At 37.8% G+C, this 10,586-nt stretch carries 9 protein-coding genes; all 9 read right to left on the bottom strand.

Features of this window, described 5'->3' with window-relative positions; translation table 11 throughout:
* Positions 1–117 precede the first annotated feature (117 nt).
* Positions 118–5,583 (bottom strand): Vomp family autotransporter, encoded by a 5,466-nt coding sequence (locus ACFIKD_RS08390; protein ID WP_375647740.1) that lies wholly within the window; start codon positions 5,581–5,583, stop codon positions 118–120.
* 841 nt (positions 5,584–6,424) lie between these two features.
* Positions 6,425–6,559 (bottom strand): hypothetical protein, encoded by a 135-nt coding sequence (locus ACFIKD_RS08385; RefSeq protein ID WP_375647739.1) that lies wholly within the window; start codon positions 6,557–6,559, stop codon positions 6,425–6,427.
* 310 nt (positions 6,560–6,869) lie between these two features.
* Positions 6,870–7,160, bottom strand: a complete 291-nt coding sequence (locus ACFIKD_RS08380; protein WP_375647737.1) for a hypothetical protein — start codon at positions 7,158–7,160, stop codon at positions 6,870–6,872.
* A 305-nt stretch (positions 7,161–7,465) separates the two neighbouring features.
* A complete protein-coding gene (locus tag ACFIKD_RS08375) occupies positions 7,466–7,660 on the bottom strand; it encodes a hypothetical protein (RefSeq protein ID WP_375647736.1) in 195 nt (64 codons plus the stop codon).
* Positions 7,657–7,791: a hypothetical protein gene (locus ACFIKD_RS08370; RefSeq protein WP_375647735.1), complete on the bottom strand. Its 135-nt coding sequence runs from the start codon at positions 7,789–7,791 to the stop codon at positions 7,657–7,659. The genes ACFIKD_RS08375 and ACFIKD_RS08370 overlap by 4 nt, the downstream gene beginning before the upstream one ends.
* 38 nt (positions 7,792–7,829) lie before the next feature.
* Positions 7,830–8,144, bottom strand: coding sequence for a hypothetical protein (locus ACFIKD_RS08365; RefSeq protein ID WP_375647734.1), 315 nt, complete (start codon positions 8,142–8,144; stop codon positions 7,830–7,832).
* A 258-nt stretch (positions 8,145–8,402) separates the two neighbouring features.
* Entirely contained in the window at positions 8,403–9,104 is a 702-nt protein-coding gene (locus ACFIKD_RS08360; protein WP_375647732.1) for a hypothetical protein, read from the bottom strand.
* Positions 9,104–9,328: a hypothetical protein gene (locus tag ACFIKD_RS08355; protein WP_375647731.1), complete on the bottom strand. Its 225-nt coding sequence runs from the start codon at positions 9,326–9,328 to the stop codon at positions 9,104–9,106. The genes ACFIKD_RS08360 and ACFIKD_RS08355 overlap by 1 nt, the downstream gene beginning before the upstream one ends.
* A 688-nt stretch (positions 9,329–10,016) precedes the next feature.
* A partial coding sequence (locus ACFIKD_RS08350; RefSeq protein ID WP_375647730.1) for a YadA-like family protein occupies positions 10,017–10,586 on the bottom strand: 570 nt, incomplete at its 5' end.

The following is a 10,586-nucleotide window of genomic DNA, read 5'->3' as shown; positions in this document are numbered from 1 at the left end:
CTTGTATATGCATCAAATATTATGCTTATCTCTAGATAAATGCTGTAGCGTCTTAAAAAAATCACCCTCATTTCAATCAATAAGGGTGAAAATTTTATTAAGTTTTCGTTGTTCTTATTATTTTATTTTCAGAGTGATTGCACCACCTATTCCCCAATGACCACCAGCACTAGTGGCAGAGAGATTAGAGCGGATTTTTCCGTTTTCAGATGTATAACCAGCACCAAGAGCAAATGCGGATTGCCCACGCCATGCGCCGCTACCAAATGAGACACTCAAAGATCCTGGGTCGTCGAAGTAACGTAGGTTGGATACTGCTAGACCAACGGCCGCTGCTTGCCTTGCCTCTTTGCGTACGCTCTTAATGTCGTAACTTAAAATATTAAACTTCATATCTGTATATTGGTTAGCCCGATCAACGGCACCATCAATAGAATCGATAACGATATTATTCACCCGTTGATCTGTGTAATGCTTTGATTGATCAAGAACGACCTTCATCTGCTGCTCAGTGTAATCATGCAGTTGACCACCATTAACAGCTTCTTTCGAACCTTGTCCAATGCGGCCATCCGCAACATTATCAATCATAACAGGTTCGCTTTCATTCCCACCTTTTAGAGTGATCTTATTGGTCTTTTTACCATCAGCATCTTTATCATAGTTAACTGCACCATCAGAAAGATTATTAACCGTGTTCTCAATATTATCAACTCTGTTTTCAATATTAAAAACCGTTTTACCAATATCCGTAACCGTAGTGGAAATATTGTCGACTCTGTTTTCGATATGTTTAATATCTTTCTCAACGCCCTTGACACGTTCGTTGGTCTGCCAAAGCTGTCCGCCATTGACTGCATCTTTTGAACCTTCTGCAATTTCACCATTTGCTACATTGATAATATTACTTGGTTGACCATCATGGCTAGCGTCATAGGCTTTTTCCTGCTCATTCCAATTTAAACCATTGGACAAAACATTGTTTTCAACATTTTGAATGCGATTGTTTATCTTGGACATACTCTCACTTACGCCGTCAAAAGCATTGGCAACGTCATGATATGTCTTCTTCTCACCAGAACTACCGTCATTATTGAATTGTGCTATCTTGAAATTAGGAGCAGTCCATTTTCCATTATTATAGCCAGCGCCACCACCAAAATACGCAGCAAGCTGATTACTCATCAAATAGAGTTGCGAACCATTTACAGCATCCGTTGAGTTAGCAGAAATGTCTCCATTAGCAAGAAACTTAATTTTGCTATTGGTTTTTCCCTCTCCATGCTGTGCTACAAATGCCTTTTCTTCCTTGCTCCACAACAAGGCATCGCCTTTAACTTCTTGAGTAATATTATTGATTTGTTGTGTGAAATCATTTGTCACATTTGTCAGATGGGTATTCACATTCTTTACATTTGCATCAAGCCCACTCAAAGCTGAGCCAATATCAGTAAAGGTTTTCTGAACCACCTCACCATCCGCAGAAACTGTAGATAAATTATACTGTGGTCCTTTAAAGTTACCATTCTCGAATGAGGCATCACCACCAAAATAGTTTGCAATATCTCCAGATATTTTTTCAATCTGGCTGCCATTGATCGCATCATGCGAATTTTTAGCAATTGTACCAGCTTTGACATTAAGGAGAGCTACTGGCTCTTTATTTTTATCGCCACCTAAAGTTATACTACCATAATTAACGGCACCATTTTCTTTATCGTAGAGAACTGCAGCAGCAGTTGTGAGATTAATATCCTTAGAAATCTTCTCTATACTTTTATCAAGCTGTTCTTTGTTAACAGCTTCATCATTCCGCTCTGCAGATTTTACACCGGAAATTGTACGAGCATCACCGTTCTTATTCGCAACATTGATTTTAGTCCCACCTGTTGCTTTACCAACAGTGATAGTACCTTCATTTTCCTCCTGCTTAACGAGGCTATTTTTTGTCGCATTAGTGATTTGATTTTGGATATTCGTGATAGAATTATCAACAGTACTAAAAGCAGATTCAAAATCATTATGTGACTTACCCTGAATAGTGTAAGTGGGAGCTTTACCGTTAGATACATCTGCACCACCACCAAAATAACTTGATATATTTTTAGAAATTGTTGAGAGATTATTTGTAACAGTGGTAACATTCTGATTAGTAGCAAAGAGCTGCGAACCATTTACAGCATCCGTTGAATCTTCAGTAATATCTCCTTTGGCAAGAAACTTAATTTTGCTATTGGTTTTTCCCTCTCCATGCTGTGCTACAAATGCCTTTTCTTCCTTGCTCCACAACAAGGCATCGCCTTTAACTTCTTGAGTAATATTATTGATTTGTTGTGTGAAATCATTTGTCACATTTGTCAGATGGGTATTCACATTCTTTACATTTGCATCAAGCCCACTCAAAGCTGAGCCAATATCAGTAAAGGTTTTCTGAACCACCTCACCATCCGCAGAAACTGTAGATAAATTATACTGTGGTCCTTTAAAGTTACCATTCTCGAATGAGGCATCACCACCAAAATAGTTTGCAATATCTCCAGATATTTTTTCAATCTGGCTGCCATTGATCGCATCATGCGAATTTTTAGCAATTGTACCAGCTTTGACATTAAGGAGAGCTACTGGCTCTTTATTTTTATCGCCACCTAAAGTTATACTACCATAATTAACGGCACCATTTTCTTTATCGTAGAGAACTGCAGCAGCAGTTGTGAGATTAATATCCTTAGAAATCTTCTCTATACTTTTATCAAGCTGTTCTTTGTTAACAGCTTCATTGTTCGCAACAGCTGCCTTCACACCGGAAATTATACGAGCATCACCCGATTTGTTCGCAACATTGATTTCAGTACCACCTGTTGCCATACCAATGGTGATACGACCTGCATCTCCTTCCTGTTTAACGAGGCTATTTTTCGTTGCATCCGTAATCTGATTTTGGATATTCGTGATAGAATTATTGACAGAACTAAAAGCAGAACCCACATCGTGATATTCAGTGTTCTGAATCGTATAGGTTGGTGCTTTATTAGCAACCACATCTGCACCACCGCCCAAATAACTTGATATATTCTTATTTGCCCCATTAAAAGCCGTAACTAAATTAACAACTGTCTGATTGGTGTTAGCAACTGTCTGATTGGTCTCAAAGAGCTGCGAACCATTTACAGCATCCGTTGAATCTTCAGAAATATCTCCATTGGCAAGAAATTTAATTTTGCTATTGGTTTTTCCCTCTCCATGCTGTGCTACAAATGCCTCTTCTTTCTTGCTCCACAACAGAGAATCTTTAGAGACACCCTCAATTTTCTGAGTAAATTCATTGGCTACATGTGTTAAGCGGCTATTCACATTGTTGATATTATCATCAAGCCCTGTCAAAGCAGAACCAACATCAAAATGGTCCTTATTTACTGCTACACCATTTTCAGAAATTTGCGATAAATGATAGTGCGGACCAAACAAGATACCGTCCTGAAAGTCCGCATCACCACCAAAAATGGCTGCTACACTTCGATATATTTTTTCAATCTGGCTACCATTGATCGCATCATGCGAATCTTGGGAAATTGCACCATCTTGTACATTATGGATAGCAACTGGTGCCGTAGTCTTATCACCACCCAAAGTTACACTATTATAATTAACGGCACCATTTTCTTCATCATAGAGAACTGCAAAGCTATTTGCTTCTTTAATGACCTTAATACTGTCCGTGATATCTGCAATTTCACCATCAAGTTGTTTTTTATTAACAGCTTCATCATCCTTAACTGCTTCTTTCACACCGGAAATTGTACGAGCACCATCTGATTTGTTTGCAATGTTAATCTCTGTACCTTCTATTTCCTTACCGATGGTAATACGATTTGTCTCTTTTTCTCGCTTAACAAGGCTATTGCTTTTTATGGTGTCAACAACATCTGCAATCTGACCATCGAGCTGTTGTTTATTAACAGCTTCATCATCCTTAACTGCTGCTTTCACACCGGAAATTGTCCTATCTTCACCCAATTTGTTTGCAACATTGATTTCAGAACCACCTGTTGCTATACCAATGGTGATACGACCTTCTTCTCCACCATCTTGCTTGACAAGACTATTTCCTGCTATTTGATTTTTTATCTCTTGTAGCTGCGCAAAATTCACTGCATCATCAGCTTCTTTCCCAGCTGCTACTCCTGTAATCTTTTGTTCGCCAGCATCAATACCATCCACAGTTATTCTAGCCCCACCAGCAAACAGAAAGCCATCACTACTCATAGAGGCGTTCCCTGCAGTGACACTTGCCACTGTAATATTCTTAGCTAGATCAAATGTTACATTATTGTTTTCCGTACCTTTTGTGATCTTAAGGTTGTCACTTGCAGCCGACAAATCTACAGTATCTTTTATACCAACGGCTTTAGCATTTTCACCTCCAACAGATAGTGTCCAACCTTGGTCTACGTATGATTGTAACGTTTTTAGCTGTGCAACATTAACGGCATCAGTGTCGCCACTACCAGCTGCCACTCCTACAATCTGGCGCGTTTTTTGCGATTCAGCATCACCAACACTCACCGCGCCTAGTGTGGCTGCCCATATCATGCTGTCATCTTCTGACGAGCTTTTAATTAAAGGATTATAACCAAGCTTTCCAGCAGCAACATCAGCTACAGACTCGCTCCCAATCGCAACACCTGAATCTACATTCACTTTTGAATAAGCACCAAAAGCTACAGATTTCACACTGTCCGCCTTAGCACGATGTCCAATAGCAATTGATTCTTCGCCCGTCGCTATTGTACGTCCCTCAGGGGGGGTCGGGTTATCACCCCATCTACCTTCACCACCTATTGCGATACTTTTTTTACCTACAGCGTACGCCAAATGACCTACAGCAACAGTAACGCTATTATCCACCTGCGCACCATAACCAACAGCAACCGAATCTGAGGCGTTTACTATTATCTTGGCACCAAGAGCAGTAATATCACTCCTTGCATGGAGTTTTTCGAGCTTTGTTATATCATTACCAAATATGACATTAGTACCCTCTACGTCACGTTGCAGTCCGGTACCGCGCTGCATTCTAGCCATAGAGTCATTGCGCAAAGGATTCAATGCATCAATAATCGCTGTATTCTCACCACTCTGTGAACTGATGATCAATTTTTTATATTGCCCGCCTGTATCTAATGTTCTTTCCAATGAGTTTTTGCCATCTGTCCTCAAAACATTCACAATAGGATCATCATTACTTATACCAGAAAGGGTTTTGGTTAAAAAATTTGCATAGTCATCAGAAGCGTCAACTTTTGGCACCATTGCCACATTCAATGCTGTTAAATAATTTTCCTTATCACCATCATAGTAATCATACGCAGAGATAATGCTTTGCGGATAAACCACGGCAGCATTCTTCACATTTTCAAGAGATGCTTTTGTTAAATCGAGATTTGCTGAAAAAACAGGAGAAGCATTCGATAAAAACAATGCCACCGCAGTTCCTAACGAAGCCACTTTAAACAATGATGATCGATGATGTGAACGAGAAAAACTCAAATCACGCAGATTGTGTGTAGTATATAATTTTTTCATAATACCCCCTTCATAATAATAGATTAACAACACAAAAAAGGTATGCTCTAGAACTCTAAAGCTTTCTTATTTCCTTTGCGTGTTCCTGCTTTTACAGCGTGTTTTAGGACATAAATAAAATTAAGACACAAGCTGTTGTTTCTACAGCGCCTTTAGAGGGTAGTTAGAGGCAAGTTCGTGAAAGTCAATTTAAGGAAGGTAAAAAAACGCTTAATATTAGAATTAATTTCGTTTTTTTCTATCAAAGGTTGTGTACCGTTTTTAGCTTTGACCTCTTTGAAAGAGGTATAATTTTTGTGCCTATTGATCATCCGCTTAGGCATCAGTTTATTTTTCGTGAATAAGATTTTTTATTTCATTAGAGGATTGATGAAAGATTTTTACTAAAATGCCCCTGCTTTGATGAGGCAAGGGCAAAGAGCATATTTAAAAAAGTTTTTTGCTTATCAGTTCAGTATTAAATTAAGCCTAACACCTACACCCTAATGACCACCAGAACTCGTTGCGGAGAGATTGGAGCCAATTTTTCCATCTTCTGACATATAACCGGCTCTGATAGCAAAGACGGATGCACTACACCAATGCATCCGTACCAAATGAAATGCTTAAAGACCAAGGGTATCTTCATAACTTAAATTCGATACTGCTAAACCAACAGAGGCCGCCTGTCTTGTTTCTTTCTGAACGGTCTTACATCATAAAATATTGTAACTCATGTTAATTGCTGCTTATGTTCACCGTAACGGTACCTCATGCGCGCGCCTACTATACTCTCCCATCTCTCATTAAGACCAATAAAAACAAAATGTTAATAAAGTTAATGGTTAGAATTTGTTTATTGTCAATTCACTATTGCTCTCAGTCCTATACCTATCCCCCACTGACATCCGGCACTCGTTAATGATATATTTGAGCGAATTCTTCCACTTTCAGACATATAACCAGCGCCAAAGGCAAAAGCTAATTGACTCTGCACAACCCCTTACCAAAAGAAAAACTTATTTTTCCAAGAGTATCTTCATAGCTTAAATCAGACACTGCCAAACCTATGGCTGCGGCTTGTCTTTCTTCTTTTCAGATATCCTCAACAGCATAACTTAACGTTACAAACTTCATATCCGTATACGAATAAACCTCTTTAACACCATCCTTTACAATATTAGACACTTTCTCATCCGTATATTCTTTCGCTTTATCGAGAATCGTATATGTCTGCTTTTTCGTATAATCATGTAACTGATCACCGTTTACTGCTTCTTTCGAGCCTTCTTCTACCTTTTCACCCTCTACATTGATAATCTTACTCGCCTTCTTATTCTTATCAGTGCCACGACCTGCATTAAATGCATTAGCAACATCGTTATAGCTTTTTTTTCGTCTTTTCCATGCCGAGCCACAAATGCCCCTGCTTCATTACTCCATAACAAAGCATTTTTCTCGATGTTGCCAGAAATTTCATTATGAAGCTTCGCGAAAACACTATTTATGCCAGCAAAAGCTGCTGCAATATTATCATAGCTGTTCTCTTCAAAGGTTCTATAGCTTGAAACTTGGTGCTGTCCATTCTTCATTCTCATATCTAGCACCACCGCCAAAATATTTTGCAAGCGTTTGATTTAGTGAATAAAGCTTTCCACCCCGTCACAGCATCCGTGGAACTCTTTGTAATAGCTCCTGCCGAAAGGGATGTGATCTTGCTGTTTTCTTGCTTCTCTCCATGTTTTGCAACAAAAGCTTGATCCTTTGTGCTCCATGATAAAGAATCCTACCCCCCCCTCAGAGACTTCTTTAATACGATTATTTATATTCTTGATATTGTGATCAAGACCTGTGAAATAAATTAGAGTGGCTATATGATTTCTCTCTTACCGTACCTTTTTCATCAATCTGATGATAATTTATAAGTGGGAGCTGTAAAAATACCGTCGCTAAAATATGCTCCACTACCTAAAGATTTCGCAACTTTATCACCCAATGAATAAAGCTGACTACCATTGACAACATCAGTGGAATTTTCCGTAACTTTATTTGCTACAGTATGAAGTGCAGCGGGAACTGTAGTTTTTCCAAAAGTCACACCTTCATAATTAATAGTGCCCTATTAATAGTGCCATTTTCATTATTTGCTTTATCATAATGAACAACAGCAGAATTATTAGCAAGTTTCTCTAAACTTTCTTCAAGCTGTTTTTTTATTAACAGCATCATTGATGCTTTATCTCTCTCTGCTTTCTTAACACAAGAAATTATCCGTAATTTATCACTTTTATTCGCAATATCGATTTATCACCATCTATATCCTTACCAATGGTAATGTGTTTCATTGCTGTATCCTGTTTTACAAAAATACTCACTGCTACTTGTTCTTTTATTTCCTTCAATTGTGAAAAATTCACTGCACCAGTATTGCGAGTTCCTTCTGCAATATTTGTTACTTTTTTACTTGCCGCATTAATACTACCGGTAGTTATTTGTGGGCCATCAGTAATTACTAAGCCTGTTGCATCTACTTTTGTTTTCTCTCCTAATGTTATGCTTTTTAATGCTATATCATTGGCCAAACCAAATATGAGCTTATTTTCATTGTCCTTATCTCTTTTAACCCTGAAGTTACTTCCTCCGGATGAAAATTTATTGTACTATCTAGCATCCACATCTTTAGCTGCCTCACCAGCAATAGACAGTTTCCAACCTTTTTTCTTACGACTTCTTCTAAATCCTGCAACTATCTAAGGTTCACTGCATCGGCAGGTTTGCTACCAGCTGCTACGCCTATAATTTGTCGCGTTATGTTCTTACTAGAAACACCAATACTCACTTCACCTTTCGTACTTTTCTATTGAGATTCGGTGTTTTTGGACGGTCCTTGCAGAAGAGACATATACCCAAAAAACGCCAGCAGCCCTACTAGGCACAGAGTTGTTCCTGATAGCAACACCCCCCCGCCCATCATCAACCGTCACGTTAGAATAGGAACCTAAAACGATACGTCCAACCCCATTTGCTTTTGAATAGAAGCCTATAAAATAGCTTCTTGAGCAAATGCATATGCACCCAAGAGCAATCGAACCATACCCTAGGGCTTTAGAAACGGCTCCTACAGCTATTGAATAATCACTCTTTGCAGTTGTATAATTATTATCTCCATATCCGCTCTTCTTATTATATTCACCACCTATTGCGACACTGCTTTTCCCCAAAGCATGAGCCATATTGCCTACAGCAACGCTCCATTCTTTTTCCGCTTGCGTTCCACTACCTAAAGCAATACTTGTGTTTGGAGTACGTTGCACACCTGTAGATCGTTGCATTCTTGTAATGAAATCATGTCGCAAGGTGTCAGATCCATCGATAATCCTTGCATCTTCGTTGTTTTCAGCACTTATTGTAATTGTAGAGTTATTGTTCATCACCAATTGCAGACCGGTAAGAAATCTCTTACTAAAACCATCCTTACTCTTAATAGAAAGCGTATTGACGAAAAAATTGATATAGCCACTATCATCTGTAGAATCATCCACTATTGGTGCCATTGCTGTGCTGTATTAAGTGCTGTTAAATAACTTGCTTTTAATAAATCAAAACCTTTTGAGAGAGCCCCAATGCTGTTAGAGTTAGCATACGCAGAAAGAAGTATTTTTCCTTGAGAATAGCTCTTTGCAGCTTTTGCCATGGCTTTAAGCAGCTGTTCTATTATGTCAATTTTTTTCGCCAAAACAGGAATAGCATTCGATAAAAAAAACAACTATCACAACACCCAATGAAAACGTTGCTACAAACAACCGATAAAATAAACGCCGAAAACTTGAGCTATTTCCCTTGAATATGATTCAATAATTTTTTCATAACAAACCCTCAATAAAAACCATGCCTAAAACATAAAAAAGACATATTTTGAATTGTAAGAATTTGCACTATTTGCTTTTTATACTCGTAATTAAGTTAAAACAATTTGGAGAAATTAAAATTTTACTATGAAGCTACAAAAAAGGAAACTGATTAAAAAACATAATATTTTTAACTATTCTATTTTTAAGATAATTTGTCATTTAAACAACAAGACTTTCAATGAAAAATTATAACGATACCAATATAAAGCATACGTTTAACACTACACGAAAATAAAAGCTAAAACTGCCTCTTTTTAATAAAGGGTATATTCGTATTTATATTGCTTTAAGCACTTTAATAAATCAAAATAACAAGATAGATCAATAACCTCATTACCTAATTATCAAAAAAATAGTAATCAATTTTTTGAATCTTTGCTACTGATGTCTTTTATTCTCAAAAAAGTTGTAATAGGCTTTTTATATAATTACGGGAGTTTTGTACATTTAGAATAGCTTTAAAGGGCTCTGAAAGAAGATAAAAAAATTGCCCTTTTCTTAAATAAGAAAAAGGCAAATCAATTTTATGGATTTAGTCGTTTATTAGTTGAGTATCACATTAACCCCTGCACTTATACCCCAGTGACCTCCAGAAGTGGTAATTGACAAGTTGGAACCAATATCACCGTTCTCTGAAGTATAACCAGCCCCAACAGCAAACGCGGATTGACTACGCCATAAACCACTACCAAATGCGAGTGTTAATTTTCCAGGAATATCACTATAGCGTAAACCAGCTACCGCTAAACCAACAGCTGCTGCTTGTCTTGCTTCCTTGCGAACATCCTCAACAGCGTAACTTAATGTCGAAAACTTCATATCCGTATACGAATTAGCCTCATTAACTCCATTATTGACAAGACTACTAACTTTCTCATCCGTATACTTATTGGCATCTTCAAGAACCGTCTTCATCTGCTTTTCTGTGTAATCATATAACTGACCTCCATTAACAGCTTCTTTCGAATCCTTTTCAATCTTTCCATCCGCTACATTGTCTATTAATACTGGAGAACTGTCATCTCCACCAACTAACGTAACTGTATTGGTCTTTTTACCTGTTTCATCTTTATCATATTGTACAGATCCATCCGTAACTTTAGTTTCAATATC

Source organism: Bartonella sp. CR84HXZ, from assembly GCF_042194535.1.
Classification (GTDB): Bacteria; Pseudomonadota; Alphaproteobacteria; order Rhizobiales; family Rhizobiaceae; genus Bartonella; species Bartonella grahamii.
The sequence above is the reverse complement of the archived record's forward strand: the minus strand, read 5'-3'. Positions and strand labels throughout refer to the sequence as shown.